We start from the raw sequence: 17,845 nt of genomic DNA, 5'->3' as shown, positions 1-17,845 counted from the left end.
CGGGAGCGCTCCGGCCTCTCAGCATCCCAGCTAACGGGGGATCGTCCGTCCCGCTCCTCACGGGCCGCTCCGGAGTGGCCTGCGCCGCCGCTTCTGCCGAGGGCTCACACCGCTCCCCTCTCGCTTCAGGCTGCCTGCTGCGCTTGGCTCCATCATCGCATTTACCGCAATATTTTATCACAATTTCGGCGCTTGTCAACCGTTCCCGCCGCTTTTTCCAAAACGTGCCTCCCATTCGGCGGGCTTGAAGCCCACCAGCACGAAGTCCTCTCCCGCCAGGATGGGCCGCTTGACCAGCATCCCGTCCGCAGCCAGCAGGTCCAGCTGCTCCTCCTCGTCCATGCCGGGCAGCCTGTCCTTCAGGCCCAGAGCCTTGTATTGCAGGCCGCTGGTGTTGAAAAATCGCTTCAGGGGCAGGCCGCTCCTGTGCTGCCACTCCCGCAGCTCCTCCTTTTTGGGGTTGTCCAGCTTGATGTCCCGGAACTCATAGGGGATCGCCCGTTCCTCCAGAAAGGCCCTTGCCTTCTGGCAGGTGGTGCATTTGGGGTAGCATACAAAGAGCATGTTGGTCCCTCCGTCCTGAATGTTGGGCAGCCCGCAGGAAGCGCACGCCCTGCTCCATACTTTACCACACTCCGGGACGCAAATCAAGGTTCTGCTCCGCCGCTCTCTTGAATTTCTGCCCATGCAATGGTATAATAGGGGCGACAAAAAGGAGGTGACATCCATGCTGGTCTCCACAAGGGGCAGATATGCGCTCCGGGTCATGCTGGAGCTGGCCCAGCACGGCCGGGACTGCTACACCGCCCTGAGCTCCATCGCTTCGGAGCAGGGCATCTCAGGCAAGTATCTGGAGAGCATCATCTCCACCCTCTCCAAGGGCGGCCTGGTGGAGGGCGTGCGTGGAAAGGGGGGCGGCTACCGACTCACCCGTCCGCCGGAGGACTACTCCGTGGGAGAGATCCTGCGTCTGGCGGAGGGCTCCCTGGCCCCGGTGGCCTGTCTCGACTGCGGCTCCGACCCCTGTGCCCGGGCCGGCAGCTGCCGCACCCGTCCCCTCTGGGAGCGGCTTGACGCGCTCATCTGTGGATATCTGGACCAGGTGACCCTGGCCGATCTCCTCTCCGCTCCCGGCTCGGACTCCTCTCCCTGCTGAGTGGCCGTCCCTGTTCCGGCTCCGCGGCCGCGGCTCCTGTCCGGGAGCCGCGGCCGCTTTTTCCGGCCCTCCGGCGCAGAGCCTGATGCCCGCACCGGCCCCCGGGTCCTGTGTAGGGGCGCACTTCGTGCGCCCTCATTCCTGCCTTGAAACAGCCCCTCAAATATTGTATCATGGTAACAGAAACGACAGGGGTTCTCGGCGGGTATTTTCAGGGAAAACTCTGCTTAAACATCCCCTCCGATGCGTCTGTGTGTCCCCGCCCTCTGCGGGGCGGGACCGCGGAGGGGAAAGCCTGCCCTGGGGCCCCAAAACAAGAGCAGGAGAAAAAACTGTCAGCACGGACGATGGAGGGAGCTCTATGGACCTGAACACGCGAAAGATCCTATCCCTATTTGCAAGCATCCTATTCACCATTCCGGTCTATATCATTCTGCACGAGGGCGGGCATGCCCTGATCGCACTGTCCTGCGGCGCCCGCATCACAGAATTCAACATTCTGGGCGCCTATATGCGCTATGAAGGCGGTACGTTCACCGCTCTGACGCTGTCTCTTTTTTATATTGCGGGAATGCTGCTGCCGGTCCTCATATCCATCGCCTATATGCTGCTCTATCGGGACGCAGCGCAGTCCGTCTTTTATCGAATTTTTTCTTTTCTGTTTCCCTTGATCCTCACAGCCCCTGCCCTGGCATGGGGGATCGTCCCCCTCCTGTATCTTTCCGATCAGGCACCCCCAGGGGATGATGTGACCGGATTCATAGAAAGCTCCGGTGCAAGCCCCTGGGCTGTCCTGTTGGGTGCTGTCCTCCTTTTTGCCGGCTGTCTCTTTCTGGCCTGGCAGAAAAAGATCATCCAAAACTATTGGGCTGCTGTCAGGCTCGGCGTGTCATGAGCCGTTCCCGCGGGGCCAAGGCTGTCCCCTTGGTGCGGATAGGACGATACCCTCCGTACACCGAGGGCATCTATGGCGCGGAACAGAAGGATCTCAGGGGATGCAACCGGCAGTTGCGGAAGTTTCAGCCGTAGTTGGTAGCGTGTGACCATGGATCGCAGTATATTGTTTCCAAGGGGGTAACACAAATGTTGTCTGAAAGAATATATCAGTTCAGACGAAAGAGCGGCCTTTCTCAAGAGCAGCTTGCGGAGAAGATAGGCGTTTCGAGACAGGCCATCTCCAAATGGGAGAGCGGAACATCAATGCCTGAATTTCAAAAACTGTTGGCTTTGAGCGAGTGCTTCCACATCACCCTTGATGAACTTGTAAAGGACAGAGGGGCTGAGGAAAGGACAGAAGAAACACGGTCAACGCCAAAAGAAGCCAAGGGCCCGAAAGCCATGGATCAGAAAGCCGGCATTTGTCTTTGCCTGGCTGGCGCCATCTGTCTGACACTATCCGGACTCATGATGGTCATAAGCCCCGGTGCGGCAGAGCAGCTGAATACCGCTTCAACGATCACCCTCAATGGGTCTGGTGTGCTCATCGCCCTGTGCGTCCTTTTGATGGCCACTGGAGCGGTCCTGATCCTGCGAAAGAAATGAACGGAGGCAAGCCTATGCGGAAATTGAGTCATCTTTTTAGCGCTGTCGCAATTTTGTTGTCAGATGTCATGTGTGCCGTTGTGGCATTTGGCTATCGTGATATGCTCTGCGGGATCGAGCACTCATGTTACAGTGCACCTGCCAGCGTGGCATTTCTCTATGCCATCCCGTTTGGCATCGGGATCGCGGTATGTTCCCTTGTCGCGTACATACTTCATAAACGGTCAAGTTAACAAATGATCCGATCTCAAAGGCTCCGCTCGTACAACGTCCCCCGGCTGTACCGGGGACTGCGCGCAGAAAAGGCCCGCCGCTGACGCGGCGGGCCTTCTTATGTCAGGGGCCGTCCGGGAGCTCTCCCCGGCGCGGGTCACAGGGTGTCCTCCTCCGCCCGGTCCAGGGCCTCTCCCACATCGAAGGGGGGCATGTCCTCTTCCGCTCCGCCTGGAGCTGCCCCGGAAGCGCTCTCGGGAGGGGTTCCCCCGGGGACGCCCTGGCGGTACTTCATCTCCTGCCACTGCTCCTTAGTGATGAGCAGCTGGCGGGGCTTTGAGCCCTCGAAGGGCCCCACGATCCCCTTCTCCTCCAGCTGGTCCACCAGCCGGGCCGCCCGGGCATAGCCCAGCTTCAGGCGGCGCTGGAGCATAGAGACCGACGCCTGTCCCGTCTCCAGGATCACCTCGGCTGCCGCGTCGATGAGCTCGTCGAACTCCTCCCCCACCTCCTCGGGGGCGGAGCCGCCCACGCCCTTGGCGCCCTTCTCCTTCTCGGCGGCGTGCTGCTCGATCTCCTGCATCACCTGGTCATCGTAGCTGGCGTCGCCGCTGTTCTGCTTGACAAAGTCCACCACTGCGGCCACCTCCTGGTCGGAGATGAGGCAGCCCTGGACCCGGGTGGGCTTGCCGGAGCCCAGGGGGAAGTAGAGCATGTCGCCCCGGCCAACCAGCTTCTCCGCGCCGGTGGTGTCCAGGATGATGCGGGACTCCAGGCTGGAGGCCACCGCGAAGGCGATGCGGCTGGGGATATTGGCCTTCATCAGGCCGGTGATCACGTCGGCGGAGGGCCGTTGGGTGGCGATGATGAGGTGCATGCCGGAGGCGCGGCCCATCTGGGCCACCCGGCAGATGGACTCCTCCACCTCCTTGGCCGCCACCAGCATCAGATCGGCCAGCTCGTCGATGACCACCACGATCTGGGGCATTTTGGTCATGCCCTCCGTCCTGGCGGCCAGGGCGTTGTAGGCGGCCAGATCCCGCACCCCAACCTCGGCAAAGGTGCGGTAGCGCTTCATCATCTCGGTCACCGCCCACTGCAGGGCGCCCGCCGCCTTCTTGGGGTCAGTGACCACCGGGATCAGCAGGTGGGGGATGCCGTTGTAGATGCCCAGCTCCACCATCTTGGGGTCCACCATGATCAGGCGCACCTCGTCGGGGGTGGCCTTATAGAGCAGGGAGATGATCAGGGAGTTGGTGCACACCGACTTGCCCGAGCCGGTGGTGCCGGCAATGAGCAGGTGGGGCAGCTTGGCGATGTTGCCTACGATGCAGTGGCCGCCGATGTCCTTGCCCACGGCGAAGGACACCTTGGAGGGGCTGTCGGTGAACTCCCTGGAGCCGATGACGCTGTGGATGTTCACCGGCGACACCAGCTTGTTGGGCACCTCGATGCCCACCATGGAGATCTGGTCCGGGATGGGGGCGATGCGCACGCCGGAGGCCCCCAGGGCCAGGGCGATGTCGTCCGCCAGATTGGTCAGCTTGTTCAGCCGGACGCCCTGGTCCAGCTCCAGCTCGTACCGGGTCACCGAGGGGCCCCGGGTCACGTTGACGATGTTGGCGTCGATGCCGAAGGAGTGGATGGTGTCATCCAGCCGCTGCCGGTTGGCGTTGAGCTCCACCAGGGCCTCCCCGCCGATGTCCCCCGGTCCCTCCTTCAGCAGGGAGAGGGGGGGATACTGATAGGGGTGCTCCCCCGCCTCCGCCAGCCGGGACTGGACATCCCGGGCCACCTCCTGGGCGGCCTGGCGTGCCTCCTCCCGGGAGACCTTGGCCGGCTCCGGCTCCCGGGGGCTCTCCCCGGAGAGGGGGGCGGCCGGCGGGGCGGGCGGGACAGACGGGACAGGCGCGGGGGCCGGCTCCGGCGCCTGCCGGACCAGCTCCGCCTGGGCGGGCTCTGCCGCCGGCTCCGGCACCGGGGCGGGCTGCTCCGCCGTCCGCTGCTCCGCCCCCGCCAGCACCTGGTCCGGAGCGGGGACATTTGCCTTGCGGTTGAAAAAGCTCCCCTTCTTTTTCACCTCGGGAGCGGTCTGGGCCGTCTTGCCCACCAGGGGGCCGTCCTCCACCGGGATGTCGATGTCCGCCCGGCGGGAGGGGGTCCGAACGGGCTCCGGGGCGGCAGGCCGCTCCTCCCGCTTGCTCCGGCGCGGGCGCTCCGGCTCCTCCTCCGGCTCATACTCATAGCGGGGCCGGTCGAAGATCCAGTCCGCCACCTCGGCCAGGGAGAGGCGGAAGGCCCCCAGTCCCGCCAGCAGGAAGGCCAGCACGAACAGGATGGTGGAGCCCAGGCGGCTGAACACCTGGACGCTCCCCTGGGCCAGCACGCCCCCCAGCACGCCGCCGGAGGTCAGCTCCTCCCCCGCCGCCCACAGGGTCTTCACCAGGGCGGCGTCCCAGGGCAGGACCCTGCCCAGCAGCCCGTGGACGATGCAGGAGAAGAGCAGGGGCAGCAGCAGGGCGCAGGTCACCCGCAGGCGCACCGGCCGCCCCCGGTGGAAGGCCAGGATATAGGCCGCCAGCAGCAGGGCCGGAGGCATCAGCCAGAAGCCATAGCCCAGCAGGCCCTTCAGCAGTCCGGAGAAGAAATCGATGAAAATGGCCTGGATGTGGAAATAGCCCAGCGCCGCGAACAGGGCCAGCGCCAGACACACCGCCGCCCCGATCTCCCGACGCATGGGCCGGCGGGCCGGCGCTTTGCTCCCGCGGCTGTTCCCCCGGCTGCTGCCGGAGGCACTGCCGCTCCTGCGCGTTCCCCCGGAGGAGGTGCGCTTCCCTCCGGTCTTCTTTTGTGATGCGGCCATGTGTCCGCCTCCCTTTCCGGTCAATCAGGTCTTGGTCCGGGGCGCCCTCACAGCCCCGCCAGGCTGGCGGCCAGGGAGATGGCTCCCGCCGCCCAGCAGTAGTAGGCAAAGGCGCCGAACTTTCCCTTGCCCGCCAGCAGGTTCACCAGGCGGATGGCGAAGTAGCCCACCACGCCGGCCACCAGCATGCCCACCAGATAGACGGGCAGAAGGCTGGTGTCGATCCCCGCCTGGACCGCGTCGATCAGCTCCAGCAGGGTGGCGCCGAAGACGGCAGGCAGGCTCATCAGGAAGGAGAACCGGACGGCAAAGGTGCGGTCATAGCCCCGCAGCATCCCCGCCGAGATGGTGATGCCGGACCGGGAGATGCCGGGCAGGGTGCCCAGCGCCTGGGCGCAGCCCACCAGAAGGGCGTCCAGCACAGTGGCAGTCCGCTCCGTTTTCCGCCCCCGGGCCATCCGGTCGGAGAAAAACAGGATGAAGCCGGTGGCCAGCAGGGCGAAAGAGACAAAGGTCACGTTGGACATGGCCCCCTCCACAAGATCCTTGATCGGCAGCACCACAAACAGGGGCAGGGTAGCCACAATGATGAGCAGCACCAGCCGCCGGGCGGGGGGCAGCTTCTCCCGGCCCCGCCGTCCCCTGGAGGCCATGTCCCGGATGCCCAGAAAAAATTCCCGGATCATGTCGATGATGTCCTGCCAGTAGTAGACGCACACCGCGATCAGGGTGGCAAAGTGCAGGAGCACCGTGAAAAACATCTGGGACTCCTCCACGTTTTCCATGGCGAAGAAGTGCTGGAACAGGGCCAGGTGGCCCGAGCTGGAGATGGGCAGGAATTCTGCGATCCCCTGCAGGATCCCCATCAAGATCGACATCCAATAGGTCAAAACGATGTACCTCCGTGAAACTGTCATACTCTGTCCCGTTCCCCGGAAGAGTCCCCTCCTCCGGAAACAGGCACTTTATTATATTAGCACAAGCGGGGAGGGAATTCCAGTCTTTTTCCTCCAAACTTATGTCAACTTCTCGTCTTTTCCCCTCCAGGCAGGAGAGGCCCCGTCCGGCCCAGGCTGGACGGATGGAAAAAAGACGCTGTCCGTCCGAACGGACAGCGTCCCTCTCACCTGTCCGGCCCGGCCGGCAGGATCATCTGCTTATAGAAGTCCAGGGTGCGGAAGCCCCGTTCCAGCTGGGTGAGCAGATACGCCTCGCTCACCCCGGCCAGCTCCTCCAGGGCCCCGCTGTCCAGCCGGAAGGAAAACAGCCGCCGGGCGTCCCCGCAGACCACATGCCGCATAGCGGCCAGGACGGGGGGCGAGACCGGCATGGAGATCCCCTCCCCCACACCGCCTCGGCATTTGGCGCAGTGGAGCGCCCCCTCCCGCAGGTGGAAGCGGGGCTCCTCCGGCCGTTCCGCACCGCAGACGGCGCAGCCGTCCAGGATGGGCTCATAGCCCGCAGCGCACATCAGCCGCAGCTCAAAGGCCGCCTTGACCAGGGCCAGGGGCTTCTGGGGCATCTGGTCCAGGGCGTACAGGCTGTTGAGCACCAGGGAGAGCAGCTCCGGCGCCGGCACGTCCTCCACCGCCAGCGCCTCCGCCGCCTCGGCGAAGTAGCAGGCCAGGGCCAGCCGCTCCACATCCCGGCGCAGCCCCAGAAACTCCCGCTCCACCGCTGCCTCCTTCACGGTCCAGCGGCCCTGGTACTCATACAGCACCAGGTCCGACCAGGCCAGCAGCTGGACCCCGGCGGCCACCGGGCTCCCCTTCTTACGGCAGCCCCGGGCCGAGGCGGTGAGCTTCCCGCTCTCCTGGGTCAGCAGGGTCAGGATCTTGTCTGACTCCTTGTAATCCACCGCACGGAGGACCAGCGCTTTGGTGCGCATATGCATCTCGTCCGCTCCTCTATGTATCTCCGGCCGGTCCGCCGAGGGCGGGCCGGCCGGGCAGTTCACATATCCTTTTTGTCCATCATGCCCGGCACAGACGGGGGCAGAGTCCCGCCCCCCGGCGCTCCGGGAGGGGGCATGGGAGGGAAGACCACTTCCTCCCCCTCCTTCAGCCGGGCCGCCAGATAGGCCTGGGGCAGTCCGGTGGCAAAAAAGAAGTTCCAAAATCCGCTCTGTTCCATCTGTCTTGCCCTCCTGTCTCTGCTGCTTAGGCTGGCATCTCCAGTGGAAAACATGCGCGGTAATTTTTAGGCCCGGTCTTTTCCCTCACTCATCCCGGTATCCGAAGTTGCGGATCAGATTCACGTTGTCGCGCCAATTTTCTTTTACTTTCACCCAGGTCTGGAGGTACACCTTGGTCCCCATGAATCGCTCCATGTCCTGCCGGGCCAGGGAGGACACCTTTTTCAGCATGGCTCCCCCCTTGCCGATGATGATCCCCTTATGGCTGTTCTTCTCGCAGTAGATGGTGGCGTCGATTTCGATGACCTCGTCATCCCGCTCGGAAAACTTGGTGATCTCCACGGCGGTGCCGTGGGGGATCTCCTTGTCCAGGCAGAGCAGCAGCTTCTCCCGCAGGATCTCCGCCATCATCTGGCGCTCCGGCTGATCGGTGACCATGTCCTCTGGGAAGAGCTGGGGCCCCTGGGGCAGAAACCCGTCCAGTACGTCCAGCAGCTCCTCCACCCCCTCGCCGGTCCTGGCCGAGACAGGGACCACGGCGGTGAACTCATGGGCCTGCCCGTAGGTCTGGATGACCTCCAGCAGCTCCTCCTTGTGCTCCAGGGTGTCCACCTTGTTGATGACCAGCACCGAGGGGCAGCCCAGGGTCTTGATGCGGGCGATGAGCTCCGCCTCCGGGCCGCCGACGTTGGGGATGGGCTCCACCAGCAGCATGACCGCGTCCACGTCGGCCACGCTCTCCTTCACCACGTTCACCATGTAGTCTCCCAGGCGGGTGCGTGCCTTGTGCAGGCCCGGCGTATCCAGAAAGACGAACTGGCTCTCCCCCCGGTTCAGAATGGCGCAGATCCGGTTCCGGGTGGTCTGGGGCTTGTTGGAGACGATGGCCACCTTCTCCCCCACCAGGGCATTGGTCAGGGTGGACTTGCCCACGTTGGGGCGGCCTACAATAGAGATCATTCCCGATTTTTTGATGGACATAGCGTTTGTTCCTCAACTTTCTTTTCCGGCGGTGTGAGCACTTTCCGCCTTATGATCCGTTCCCCGCTCCAGCAGCTGGTCCAGCTTCTCCTCCATCCGGCGGAGCCGGTCTGTCTCCTCCTCCAGCCGGCGCCGGGTCTGCTGGAGCCGCTCCCGCAGCTGTATGATCAGCGCCCCGGCCAGGGCCAGGAGGGCGGTGGCCAGCAGAAAGCAGACCATTTCCTCCCCAATCCAGGAGGCCAGCAGCCCGCCGAAAAAGAGCAGAAATCCGCCGCCAACAGCCAGCAGGAGCCACAGGACAAAAAAGTTGGCGAGCATCGTTTTCCCTCCCTGTTTTTCATGGAGCGCCACCCGCTGACGGGCGGGCGCAGGTCCTTTACCAGATGCCCAGCAGGTGCTGCATGCCCAGGCTGACGCAGGTGATGGCCGCCCAGCAGGTGAAGCCCAGCAGGATGGGCTTGCCTCCCGTCTTCACCAGCTTGACCACGTCGGTGTTGATGCCGATGGCCGCCATGGCCATGACGATAAAGAACTTGCTCAGGGTCTTGAGCAGGGAGAAAAGCTCATTGGCCCCCGCCAGGGCGGGACCGGAGAGCACGGCGGTGACCACCGTAGTGATGACGGAGGCCAGCACAAAGTACAGGATAAACATGGGGAACACCGACTTGGCGGACACCTTCACGCCGCTCTTCCCGCCGGCCTTCTCCGCCTGGCGCACCCGGAAGAGGGCCAGCGCCAGGGTGATGGGGATGATGGCCAGGGTGCGGGTCAGCTTGACGATGGTGGCATACTCCAGCACCGCGCCGCCGGTGTTGTGCAGGGTGTCCCAGGTGGAGGCGGCCGCCGTGACGGAGGAGGTGTCGTTCACCGCAGTGCCGGCGAACAGGCCGAAGCCGGTGTCGCTCAGCCCGATGGCCCCGCCCAGGGTGGGGAAGATCAGGGCCGCCAGCACATTGAACAGGAAGATCACCGAGATGGACTGGGCGATCTCCTCATCGTCCGCCTCGATCACCGGGGCGGTGGCCGCGATGGCGGAGCCACCGCAGATGGAGGAGCCCACGCCGATGAGGGTGGCGATCTTCCCGGGCATATGCAGGGCCCGGCTCATGAGGAAGGCCACGATGAGGGAGGTGGCGATGGTGGACAGGATGATGGGTAGGGAGGTGAGCCCCACCTCACCGATCTTCCGCAGGTTCAGGCCGAAGCCCAGCAGGATGACCGCGTACTGGAGCACCTTTTTGGAGGTGAAGGCCACCCCGTCCTTCACCTTGTCCTTGTTTTTCATCACCGCGCACAGCACCATGCCGAACAGGATGGCCAGCACCGCGCTGCCCACGATCTCCAGAGCCGGGGCCAGCTCCACCAAAAACCAGGCCAGCAGTGCCACCGCCAGGCACAGCAGCACTCCGGGTGCCCTTTTCTGCCAAATATTCATCTCTTTCTCTCCTAGATCTCTCTTTTGTCTCCCGCGGCCGGCCGCCGGCCTCTCCGGCATTTCGGGCCGGTGCGCCTCTGCGGGACTGCTTATTGTACCACACCGGCCCGCCCCGCGCAATCCCCTCCGGGCCCGGCGGGACATTTTCTCCCGCTTCCCCGCGGGACGTGGCCTCTCATCCCCGGCGGATGCCCAGCCCCTCCAGGATGTGCTCCTCCCGCCGGCGCATCTGGGCCTTCATGGGGCCTTCGTCCATGTGGTCATAGCCCAGCAGATGGAGCACAGAATGGACCGCCAGATAGCTCAGCTCCCGCTCCACACTGTGGCCGTACTCCTCCGCCTGGGCGGCGGCCCGCTCCAGAGAGATGCACATATCCCCCAGGGGCACCAGCCCGGTGTCCGGGTCCTCGTGCTCTTCCCCCGGCTTCTCCCCCGGAGAGAGGTCGAACATGGGGAAGGAGAGCACGTCGGTGGGCCTGTCCACCCCCCGCATGTCCAGATTCACCTGATGGATGCCCTCGTCGTCGGTGAGGAGCACGTTGATCTCACAGGGCAGGTCCATCCCCTCCGCCTCCAGGGCGGCGGAGATGACCCGGCGGAGCAGGGGCTCCACCGTGTCCGGGGCCTCCACCTCCGCCTCCAGGATGATCCGGTGCTCCGGCCCCGCCGGAGAACATGTCCCCCGGTTGACCTCCCGCGCATCGGTCCGGCCCGCCAGATAGTCCAGGGAGACGCCGAAGAACTCCGCCGCCTTCACAAAGGTGAGAAAGCTGGGGGCGTTCCCATCCCTCTCCAGGCGCTGGTAATTCCGCCAGGCGATGGACAGGTGCTCTGCCGTCTGCACCTGGGTCAGACCGCGCTCCTTCCGCAGGCGCCTCAGCCGTTCATTGAATATCATTTGTACCCGCCTCCATTGATGGATATCGTATCTCTTCCTCCCGCTGCATCGTTTCTCCCGGCGGGCGCGCGCACCCTGCGCGGGGGCTCTTCAGGGCGGGACCTCTTTGGGATGCCCGAGGTCAGGGCCGCTCCCGCCTGTCCTTTTTGGGACCGCGGCGCTCCTCGTCCTCCTCATAGGCCTTGATGATCCGCTGGACCAGCACGTGGCGGACCACGTCGCTCTCCGTCAGGCGGCAGATGGAGATGTCCTCCACCCCCTTGAGCACCCGCATAGCCTCCCGCAGGCCGGAGACCTTGTCCGCAGGCAGGTCGATTTGGGTGATGTCGCCGGTGATGACGATCTTGGAGCCGAAGCCCAGGCGGGTGAGGAACATCTTCATCTGTTCCCGGGAGGTGTTCTGGGCCTCGTCCAGGATGATGAAGCTGTCGTCCAGGGTGCGGCCCCGCATATAGGCCAGGGGGGCCACCTCGATGTTCCCCCGCTCCAGATACTTGTTGTAGGTCTCCGCGCCCAGCATGTCGAACAGGGCGTCGTACAGGGGCCGCAGATAGGGGTCCACCTTGGACTGGAGATCCCCAGGCAGGAAGCCCAGCCGCTCACCCGCCTCCACTGCGGGGCGGGTGAGGATGATGCGGTTGACCTCCTTGGCCCGGAAGGCGGCCACCGCCGCCGCCACCGCCAGATAGGTCTTGCCGGTGCCGGCGGGGCCGATGCCCAGGGTGACCACATTCTTCTTGATGGCCTCCACATACTTCTTCTGTCCCAGGGTCTTGGCCTTGATGGGCCGCCCCTTGGCGGTGACGCACAGCACGTCCCCCGCCAGCTGGCTGATCTGGCTCTCGTTGCCGCTGCGGACCAGCTGGATGATATAGCGCACGTTCTGCTCGTTGATGGCCTCCCCCCGGGAGGAGAGGGACATGAGGGCCTCGATGGCCTTGACCGCGTACATCACGTTTTCCGCGTTCTCGCCGCTCACCTTCAGCATGGAGTCCCGGCTCACCACCGAGACCTCCATCTCGCCCTCAATGATACGGATGTTCTCGTCAAAGGAGCCGAACACGTTGATGGTCTCCTCCAGCCGCTCCAGGCTGATGCTCTGTTCTGTCATTTGCAGGAAATCTCCTTACTTGTTATGGTTGTTCCGGGGCGCTGTCTCCGGCGTCCGGTGCCGCGGGCACCTCCCGGCCGATCTCCTCCCGGCACTCGGCGGTGAGGGTGACCTCCAGCCAGCTGTCCGCCGCCCGGGCGGTGTAGTAGGTGGAGACCACCCGGCCCTCCTCCCCGATCTGCTCCTTCAGCTGCGCCAGCAGGCGCTCCTCCAGCAGAGTCTGGGCGGCGGTGCGGTCCACCTCCGTCTGGACGGGCTCATAGGCCCGGTACCGCTCCACCGTCCAGGACAGGGGGAGCGTGAGCCCGCCGGGCAGCCCGGCCTGGTACACTGTACTTATTTTATCATACCAGGGCCAGGAAATGCCAGCGTTTTGATAAAATTCCACGGGATATCCCAGGACCGTCAGGGTAAAGCGGCTTTTTTCCTCTCCTGTGTACGCCTTGACCTGGGCGGTGAGCGGGATGGACGCGGTGAGGGTGCGCCAGGTCCTGGCCTCCACCCGGCCCCGGGCGTGGGTCTGGTAGTAGCGCACCGGCTGGTCGCTGTACATGGGGGGCTCCATGCTCACCGTGCCGCTGATGAGGATCTCCCCCTCCGTCACTGTGTCCCCCTCCTTCACCGCCGCCTCCCCGTCCATGGTCTCCACCCGGGTCACGATGCCGTCCGCCTTTGACACCACGTGGTAGTGGCCCTCCTCCTGGGTCAGCTCGGGGGGCTGGACCGCCTCCCGCACCTGCACCTCCAGCCGGGTGCCGTGGAGGTTCAGGGACATCCAGGACAGCTCATCCAGGGACAGCAGGGCCTCCTCGGCGATCTGCCGCCGCTCCAGGGCCGGACCGTATGCCCCGGGCCGCACCCCCAGCCGCCGCAGCTCGCTGAGGATCACCCCAGTGGGGACGGTCTCGTTCCCTGTCACCTGGATGGTGAGCACGAAGCTGGACAGGATGCACACCGCTGCCAGGGACAGTGCGAACCCCGCCAGAAAGGCATACCGGGTGCGGAAGCGGGCCAGAAAGGCGGGCAGGCCCCGGCTCCCCTCCGTCTCCACGGTGCAGCCCACCCGCTCCGCCAGCTTCCACAGCTGCTTCCGGTCCTCCTGCCGCACCGTCATGGACAGGGTGTGCCCATCCCGCCACTCCAGGGCCCAGAAGGAGATCCCATTCTGGGCGCACACGTTCATCAGGCGCTCCGGGAAGGGTCCCCGGGCCACCACCCGCAGCTCCCCCCGCAGCCGGTTCACGATCCACTGCACGCGCGTTCCCTCCCCTCAGGCCAGCTGGATGCCGGCGATGCGGCCGGTGATGAGCAGCTCCAGCCCGGTCATGGCCCGCAGCTCCAGCCCCTGGCCGGTGATCTGGATGACGAAGGCCCCGCCGCTGACGTGGATCTCCTCCGTTCCGTAGGCCAGGATGCCCCGGTGGTTCTCGATCCGCAGCTCCCGGTCCCCCACCAGCTCCACCTTGGGCAGTCCGGCCAGGGCGTCCGCAGGCAGATCGAACAGCTCTGCCGTCTTTTCCAAAAGCCCCTCCCGGCGCGGTTTTTTCTCCATGGCGCATCACCTCTGCTTATGTGTATGAGGGAGGATGGGAAAAGTTGTACCCGATTTTTCCGCGCCGGCCCCGCCCCAGCAGGGCGGGCAGTCCCGGACAGGAACAGCCGCCGCCCGGAAACCGGGCGGCGGCTGTCCTCAGCAGTCCCACGGGGCTGCTGGCCGTCTTTTTTTCTCTGTTCATGGGAGCGGCGGCGCGGGATGGGCGGCCGGAGCGCCGCCTCACGCCTCCCTTCGTATCTCCGGCTCCTCCGGGCCGCCCTTGCCCCGCTCCTCCCCATTCAGCTTTCCCTCCGCCCACAGGCAGAACAGGTCAAGGATCAGCGTCACCGCCAGCAGGAGGACGGACACCCAGGCCACCGCTCCGCTGGTGTCCATCAGGGCGGACCAGTCCTGGAGCTCCACCAGATGCTTGTTGTAGAGGACCTGCAAAAACAGGGCCCCGGCGCAGGCCGCCATGCTGAGGAGACAGGCCAGCCCTGCCCGGTCCCCGCCCGGCTTTCTCCGGGAGAAATACACCGCTGGGATGCCCCAGGCGGTCAGGCCCAGCAGCAGGCTCCCCAAGTTCATCCATCCGTACCCCACTTCATTCGTCCTTTCTGTGTCCTGGAGCTTTTGTCCTTCCATAGGTGTCCCCCAAAGGGGCGGCCGTTTCTTCGGGGCCCGTTTTTCTCCGCAGGGTCCAATGTGCACCGCCCTCCGGCCTCTGTGTAGGGCGGGGCCTGCCCCTCCGTCCCATTGGACCGGTCCGGCGGAAGGCGCCCCCTCCGGTCAGCCGGCGTCTTCAAACTCCACCCGGATCACTTCCCCGTCCCGGAACTGGAGCACCATGACCTCCTCCCGGCCGCTGTTCTCCCGGCCCGCGCCGATGTAGTAGCCGTCCCGGTACATCCCCACCTCCGGGTCCTCCCGGGTATAGGGGTGCTCCCCCAGCAGGGCCTGCACCTCCGCCAGATCCATGCCCTCCAGCCCGTCGTACTGCTCCAGCAGGCTGTCTACCAGCACGCCCCGGTCATCCAGCTCCTCCCACCGGGCCTGGGTGAAGGTCTCCGGCTCATAGACCGGCTGGGGCAGCATGCGGCTCGCCCACAGCCACACCGCCGCCGCCGCGGCCGCCAGTATGACCAGGACCACGGGGACGGTCAGCACTGCCGTCAGCCCCAGTTCCAGAGCCCGGCCCGCCGCCCTCTTCATTTCCGCTGCGTTCATCGCTGTGTTCCTCCTCTCTTTTTATGAGACCCGCCAACAGGCCAGCGGCTCTCCATGCACGAACAAATTTACATAACGCCATCCCACCTGGTGGAGCAGATCCCCATCCCGGACCACCAGGGTCTCTCCCGCCAGGCGGACCACCTGTTCTCTCCCGCCGCTTCCCACAAGCCCCGCTCCGGCGCAGGCGGCCGCCCCCAGCAGGGCTGCCGCACAGCCCAGGACGCACACCGCTGTCACCCAGTCTTTCCCCAGGCAGAGCGCCCCCAGGCCCCGGATGGTCCCCGCCAGCAGGAGGACAGCCAGCCCGCCCCCGGTCAGAGACAGGGCGGTCTGGACCCACCCCCGCCAGAAGAGCCCCCGTTCTTCCAGCAGGGCACCGCCCCCATACTGGAGGACCAGCACACAGCCCAGCGCCGCGGCCAGGATGGCCAGCCGCCTCTGCCCTGGGGCTCTCAGATACAGGCAGGCCCCCAGCGCCGTCAGGGACAGCACCCCCAGGGCCGCCCCCAGGCCGGAGGCGGTAAAAAAGCTGAGCCAGCTCACAGTGTCCATCCCCGTCACCTCCCGGGCCCCAGCTCCTCCCCCCGGAGGAGCCAGCTTTCATATCGGCAGACCCTGGGGCACTGATGGCTCCCCCGGTCGATCCCCCTGTACTCCGCCACCACGGTCTGTCCCTCCCACTCGCTGACTCGGTCATAATCCCGCAGGAAAAAGACGAACAGGAGAAGGAAGAGCGCCAGCCCCACCAGAGCCGCGCCGCCGGCCAGACCCAGGACGATCTCCGGCCAGCGCCCCCGGACCCGGGGGCGCTCCCCCAGGGCCTGGAGCCCATACCAGATCCCCTGGAAGAGGAGGACGCACAGTGCCAGCACCATCAGGTTTCGGACCCAGCACCGCCAGCCCAGGCCGGCCAGCGCCAGCAGGAAGCCGCCCCCGTACCGGACTGTCAGGACCGCCGCCGCCCCCGCCAGGGCCCGGACCATCCGCCGCCACTCCACTGTCTCAGTCCTCCCACACATAGACCTGCTCCCCGTGGACGAACCAGTTTACATAACGGTATCCAGTCTCCCGGAAAATGCCGCTGTACTCCGCCACCACGGTCTGCCCCTCCCACTCCCTGACCCGATCCCTCCACAGCCCCAGCATGGACAGCAGCCCAAGACAGGCCGCCAGCACCAGCACAGTCAGATAGGAGCAGATCCTGCCCAGGCTCTCTGCCCCCGGGAGCAGCGTATGCAGCTCCCGGGGCAGGAGGAGGGCCAGCGCAGCCGCGGCGATGGCAGCTGCCGCCACCAGTCCGCCGGACACCCACCGCCGCCAGCCCAGGCCCGCCGTCTCCAGCAGGGCGCCGCCCCCCAGCCAGACCGCCAGCAGGAGCAGGACGGCCCCGGCCAGAAGGGCCAGCCTTCGGCGCGCCCGGCCCCGCCCCAGAAGCAGACACTGGCACAGCATGCACAGCTCCCCCGCCATGGTCAGGGGCATCAGGATCAAAAGCAGCATCACCACAGGCATGTGTTTCCTCCAGAGTTTACCATATTATAGTTTATGTTACCTTAAAACGCACACCGGGCCGCGCCGTTGGAGCGGTCAGAACCGCATCTCAAAGCAGAACCACCCGGGCTCCAGCCTGCGCACAAAGCAGCGGTTGTCGCCCCCCGCCTCTCTCCAGAGCCAGCCGCCGTCCCAGGGCTCCCAGCCCGACAGCGCCGCCCCCTGGAAGCCTGTCAGGACGTCTGAGGGCACATGGCTGATCCCCCAATAGCTGGTGGAGGGGCCCACCCCCCAGCCTCCGCAGAGGAACTCCACGGTCTGGGCCCGCCCCTCCCCCGCCGGGTAGAGGGTGACCTCCGTCACGCCCCGGGGCAGCTCCGCCGGCCCATTCCCCGCCAGCAGCTCCGCCGCCGCCCGGTCGAACTCCTCCCGCCCGGCCCGGAAGAGGGCCTCCGCCCGTTCCGCCGGAGGGTCCCCGGCGGCCAGGCCCACCAGGGCCAGGCAGAGCAGCGAGGCGGCCAGCAGAAAGGCCAGCGCCCTCTTTTCCCTCCGCTCCATCCCGCTCTCCCTCCTCAGGTGTCAAATTCCAGATAGGACAGGGTGGCGGCGGCGCTGTCGTACACCGCCAGGGTGTAGTTGAATGAGGATCGCTGGAACATGCTGCCCTCCCGGTCCTCCTGCCGGTCCAGCAGATACCACCATCCGCGCTCCGGCACCGTCCAGCCCGCCAGCTCCGCCGCCCCGCCCCGGTAGAGGAAGGACTCCATCTTGTCGTCCATGGGGAAGGGGTTCCACCTGCCCGAGGGATGGTGGGACACCGCCTCCTCCACCCGGGCCCCGTCCTCCGGGGAGAAGGTCAGCTCCGTGTGGAGCAGGCCGTCCCCGTGGAAGCCGCCGTGGTCGTCATAGGTGTCCGTTGTCTGGGCCGTGGGGAGCTCCAGCTCCAGCTCCCGGGCCACATAGTCCCCCGGGCCGGGCCTCCAGATGGCGCTCCACAGCATCAGAAGGACCAGCAGAATGGGCAGCGCCTTCATCGGTCTCCCTCCTCCGGCACGAATTCCAGAATATCCCCGGGCTGGCAGTCCAGGGCGGCACAGATGGCCTCCAGAGTGGAAAAGCGGATAGCCCTCGCCTTGTTGTTCTTCAGGATGGACAGGTTGGCCATGGTGATGTCCACTTTCTGGGCCAGCTCCCCCAGGGACATCTTGCGCCTGGCCATCATCACGTCCAGGTTGACTACGATCTTCATGCTCCGCC

General features: G+C 65.5%; 23 protein-coding genes. 3 read left to right on the top strand and 20 right to left on the bottom strand.

Going from position 1 to position 17,845, the window contains the following annotated elements; genetic code table 11:
- Positions 1-195: 195 nt before the first annotated feature.
- The gene (locus L9O85_RS05545) at positions 196-564 is read right to left on the bottom strand and encodes an arsenate reductase family protein (RefSeq protein WP_050624521.1); all 369 of its coding nucleotides are present in this window, start codon (positions 562-564) and stop codon (positions 196-198) included.
- Between the two features lie 163 nt (positions 565-727).
- On the opposite strand from L9O85_RS05545, the gene L9O85_RS05540 reads away from it, so the two are divergent.
- The 3 genes from L9O85_RS05540 to L9O85_RS05530 all read left to right on the top strand — a co-directional run bounded on the left by L9O85_RS05540 (position 728) and on the right by L9O85_RS05530 (position 2,698).
- Complete coding sequence (locus L9O85_RS05540; RefSeq protein WP_050624520.1) at positions 728-1,156, top strand: RrF2 family transcriptional regulator; 429 nt, start codon at positions 728-730, stop codon at positions 1,154-1,156.
- A 361-nt stretch (positions 1,157-1,517) separates the two neighbouring features.
- Positions 1,518-2,051 carry a hypothetical protein gene (locus L9O85_RS05535; protein ID WP_301579810.1) on the top strand — a complete coding sequence of 178 codons (534 nt, stop codon included), beginning with the start codon at positions 1,518-1,520 and terminating at the stop codon, positions 2,049-2,051.
- Between the two features lie 188 nt (positions 2,052-2,239).
- Positions 2,240-2,698 carry a helix-turn-helix domain-containing protein gene (locus tag L9O85_RS05530; protein WP_301579809.1) on the top strand — a complete coding sequence of 153 codons (459 nt, stop codon included), beginning with the start codon at positions 2,240-2,242 and terminating at the stop codon, positions 2,696-2,698.
- Between the two features lie 370 nt (positions 2,699-3,068).
- Here the strand turns inward: L9O85_RS05530 and L9O85_RS05525 are convergent, their stop codons facing one another.
- From L9O85_RS05525 to L9O85_RS05430, 19 genes are all read right to left on the bottom strand, one after another.
- A complete protein-coding gene (locus tag L9O85_RS05525) occupies positions 3,069-5,774 on the bottom strand; it encodes an FtsK/SpoIIIE family DNA translocase (protein WP_256183007.1) in 2,706 nt (901 codons plus the stop codon).
- A gap of 47 nt (positions 5,775-5,821) precedes the next feature.
- Positions 5,822-6,664, bottom strand: a complete 843-nt coding sequence (locus L9O85_RS05520; RefSeq protein WP_301579808.1) for an undecaprenyl-diphosphate phosphatase — start codon at positions 6,662-6,664, stop codon at positions 5,822-5,824.
- A gap of 233 nt (positions 6,665-6,897) precedes the next feature.
- The gene (gene recO, locus L9O85_RS05515) at positions 6,898-7,668 is read right to left on the bottom strand and encodes a DNA repair protein RecO (protein WP_301579806.1); all 771 of its coding nucleotides are present in this window, start codon (positions 7,666-7,668) and stop codon (positions 6,898-6,900) included.
- Between the two features lie 59 nt (positions 7,669-7,727).
- Complete coding sequence (locus L9O85_RS05510; protein WP_050624515.1) at positions 7,728-7,907, bottom strand: hypothetical protein; 180 nt, start codon at positions 7,905-7,907, stop codon at positions 7,728-7,730.
- An 85-nt stretch (positions 7,908-7,992) separates the two neighbouring features.
- Entirely contained in the window at positions 7,993-8,889 is an 897-nt protein-coding gene (gene era / locus L9O85_RS05505) for a GTPase Era (protein ID WP_050624514.1), read from the bottom strand.
- Between the two features lie 12 nt (positions 8,890-8,901).
- Entirely contained in the window at positions 8,902-9,207 is a 306-nt protein-coding gene (locus tag L9O85_RS05500) for a hypothetical protein (protein ID WP_050624513.1), read from the bottom strand.
- Positions 9,208-9,265: 58 nt separating this feature from the next.
- Positions 9,266-10,324, bottom strand: coding sequence for a YeiH family protein (locus tag L9O85_RS05495; protein ID WP_050624512.1), 1,059 nt, complete (start codon positions 10,322-10,324; stop codon positions 9,266-9,268).
- 175 nt (positions 10,325-10,499) lie between these two features.
- Complete coding sequence (gene ybeY / locus L9O85_RS05490; RefSeq protein WP_430688779.1) at positions 10,500-11,222, bottom strand: rRNA maturation RNase YbeY; 723 nt, start codon at positions 11,220-11,222, stop codon at positions 10,500-10,502.
- 121 nt (positions 11,223-11,343) lie between these two features.
- Positions 11,344-12,333 (bottom strand): PhoH family protein, encoded by a 990-nt coding sequence (locus tag L9O85_RS05480; RefSeq protein ID WP_108981433.1) that lies wholly within the window; start codon positions 12,331-12,333, stop codon positions 11,344-11,346.
- A 22-nt stretch (positions 12,334-12,355) separates the two neighbouring features.
- Complete coding sequence (locus L9O85_RS05475; RefSeq protein WP_050624510.1) at positions 12,356-13,588, bottom strand: sporulation protein YqfD; 1,233 nt, start codon at positions 13,586-13,588, stop codon at positions 12,356-12,358.
- 15 nt (positions 13,589-13,603) lie between these two features.
- Positions 13,604-13,885 (bottom strand): YabP/YqfC family sporulation protein, encoded by a 282-nt coding sequence (locus L9O85_RS05470; protein ID WP_050624509.1) that lies wholly within the window; start codon positions 13,883-13,885, stop codon positions 13,604-13,606.
- Between the two features lie 222 nt (positions 13,886-14,107).
- Positions 14,108-14,512, bottom strand: coding sequence for a hypothetical protein (locus L9O85_RS05465; RefSeq protein WP_301579805.1), 405 nt, complete (start codon positions 14,510-14,512; stop codon positions 14,108-14,110).
- 144 nt (positions 14,513-14,656) lie between these two features.
- Positions 14,657-15,094 carry a hypothetical protein gene (locus L9O85_RS05460; protein WP_277117869.1) on the bottom strand — a complete coding sequence of 146 codons (438 nt, stop codon included), beginning with the start codon at positions 15,092-15,094 and terminating at the stop codon, positions 14,657-14,659.
- A gap of 21 nt (positions 15,095-15,115) precedes the next feature.
- The gene (locus L9O85_RS05455) at positions 15,116-15,649 is read right to left on the bottom strand and encodes a hypothetical protein (protein ID WP_301579802.1); all 534 of its coding nucleotides are present in this window, start codon (positions 15,647-15,649) and stop codon (positions 15,116-15,118) included.
- Between the two features lie 5 nt (positions 15,650-15,654).
- Complete coding sequence (locus L9O85_RS05450; RefSeq protein ID WP_301579800.1) at positions 15,655-16,116, bottom strand: hypothetical protein; 462 nt, start codon at positions 16,114-16,116, stop codon at positions 15,655-15,657.
- Positions 16,100-16,609 (bottom strand): hypothetical protein, encoded by a 510-nt coding sequence (locus L9O85_RS05445; protein ID WP_108981437.1) that lies wholly within the window; start codon positions 16,607-16,609, stop codon positions 16,100-16,102. The genes L9O85_RS05450 and L9O85_RS05445 overlap by 17 nt, the downstream gene beginning before the upstream one ends.
- A 75-nt stretch (positions 16,610-16,684) precedes the next feature.
- Positions 16,685-17,146, bottom strand: a complete 462-nt coding sequence (locus tag L9O85_RS05440; RefSeq protein WP_301579797.1) for a hypothetical protein — start codon at positions 17,144-17,146, stop codon at positions 16,685-16,687.
- A 14-nt stretch (positions 17,147-17,160) separates the two neighbouring features.
- The gene (locus L9O85_RS05435) at positions 17,161-17,622 is read right to left on the bottom strand and encodes a hypothetical protein (RefSeq protein WP_050624503.1); all 462 of its coding nucleotides are present in this window, start codon (positions 17,620-17,622) and stop codon (positions 17,161-17,163) included.
- Positions 17,619-17,837: a helix-turn-helix domain-containing protein gene (locus L9O85_RS05430; RefSeq protein ID WP_050624502.1), complete on the bottom strand. Its 219-nt coding sequence runs from the start codon at positions 17,835-17,837 to the stop codon at positions 17,619-17,621. Before L9O85_RS05430 ends, L9O85_RS05435 begins: the two co-directional genes overlap by 4 nt.
- Between the last annotated feature and the right edge of the window lie 8 nt (positions 17,838-17,845).

This window comes from Lawsonibacter asaccharolyticus, assembly GCF_022453915.1.
Lineage (GTDB): Bacteria > Bacillota > Clostridia > Oscillospirales > Oscillospiraceae > Lawsonibacter > Lawsonibacter asaccharolyticus.
The sequence above is the reverse complement of the archived record's forward strand: the minus strand, read 5'-3'. Positions and strand labels throughout refer to the sequence as shown.

What these genes read in the sequence shown, in the direction of transcription:
- L9O85_RS05530 (WP_301579809.1), top strand. Translation starts at nt 2,240, where the DNA reads ATGTTGTCTGAAAGAATATATCAGTTCAGACGAAAGAGCGGCCTTTCT.
- L9O85_RS05460 (WP_277117869.1), bottom strand. Translation starts at nt 15,094, where the DNA reads ATGAACGCAGCGGAAATGAAGAGGGCGGCGGGCCGGGCTCTGGAACTG.
- L9O85_RS05480 (WP_108981433.1), bottom strand. Translation starts at nt 12,333, where the DNA reads ATGACAGAACAGAGCATCAGCCTGGAGCGGCTGGAGGAGACCATCAAC.
- L9O85_RS05470 (WP_050624509.1), bottom strand. Translation starts at nt 13,885, where the DNA reads ATGGAGAAAAAACCGCGCCGGGAGGGGCTTTTGGAAAAGACGGCAGAG.
- recO (WP_301579806.1), bottom strand. Translation starts at nt 7,668, where the DNA reads ATGCATATGCGCACCAAAGCGCTGGTCCTCCGTGCGGTGGATTACAAG.
- L9O85_RS05435 (WP_050624503.1), bottom strand. Translation starts at nt 17,622, where the DNA reads ATGAAGGCGCTGCCCATTCTGCTGGTCCTTCTGATGCTGTGGAGCGCC.
- L9O85_RS05455 (WP_301579802.1), bottom strand. Translation starts at nt 15,649, where the DNA reads ATGGACACTGTGAGCTGGCTCAGCTTTTTTACCGCCTCCGGCCTGGGG.
- L9O85_RS05450 (WP_301579800.1), bottom strand. Translation starts at nt 16,116, where the DNA reads ATGTGTGGGAGGACTGAGACAGTGGAGTGGCGGCGGATGGTCCGGGCC.
- L9O85_RS05510 (WP_050624515.1), bottom strand. Translation starts at nt 7,907, where the DNA reads ATGGAACAGAGCGGATTTTGGAACTTCTTTTTTGCCACCGGACTGCCC.
- L9O85_RS05430 (WP_050624502.1), bottom strand. Translation starts at nt 17,837, where the DNA reads ATGAAGATCGTAGTCAACCTGGACGTGATGATGGCCAGGCGCAAGATG.
- L9O85_RS05540 (WP_050624520.1), top strand. Translation starts at nt 728, where the DNA reads ATGCTGGTCTCCACAAGGGGCAGATATGCGCTCCGGGTCATGCTGGAG.
- L9O85_RS05495 (WP_050624512.1), bottom strand. Translation starts at nt 10,324, where the DNA reads ATGAATATTTGGCAGAAAAGGGCACCCGGAGTGCTGCTGTGCCTGGCG.
- L9O85_RS05545 (WP_050624521.1), bottom strand. Translation starts at nt 564, where the DNA reads ATGCTCTTTGTATGCTACCCCAAATGCACCACCTGCCAGAAGGCAAGG.
- ybeY (WP_430688779.1), bottom strand. Translation starts at nt 11,222, where the DNA reads ATGATATTCAATGAACGGCTGAGGCGCCTGCGGAAGGAGCGCGGTCTG.
- era (WP_050624514.1), bottom strand. Translation starts at nt 8,889, where the DNA reads ATGTCCATCAAAAAATCGGGAATGATCTCTATTGTAGGCCGCCCCAAC.
- L9O85_RS05500 (WP_050624513.1), bottom strand. Translation starts at nt 9,207, where the DNA reads ATGCTCGCCAACTTTTTTGTCCTGTGGCTCCTGCTGGCTGTTGGCGGC.
- L9O85_RS05440 (WP_301579797.1), bottom strand. Translation starts at nt 17,146, where the DNA reads ATGGAGCGGAGGGAAAAGAGGGCGCTGGCCTTTCTGCTGGCCGCCTCG.
- L9O85_RS05445 (WP_108981437.1), bottom strand. Translation starts at nt 16,609, where the DNA reads ATGCCTGTGGTGATGCTGCTTTTGATCCTGATGCCCCTGACCATGGCG.
- L9O85_RS05465 (WP_301579805.1), bottom strand. Translation starts at nt 14,512, where the DNA reads ATGGAAGGACAAAAGCTCCAGGACACAGAAAGGACGAATGAAGTGGGG.
- L9O85_RS05525 (WP_256183007.1), bottom strand. Translation starts at nt 5,774, where the DNA reads ATGGCCGCATCACAAAAGAAGACCGGAGGGAAGCGCACCTCCTCCGGG.
- L9O85_RS05535 (WP_301579810.1), top strand. Translation starts at nt 1,518, where the DNA reads ATGGACCTGAACACGCGAAAGATCCTATCCCTATTTGCAAGCATCCTA.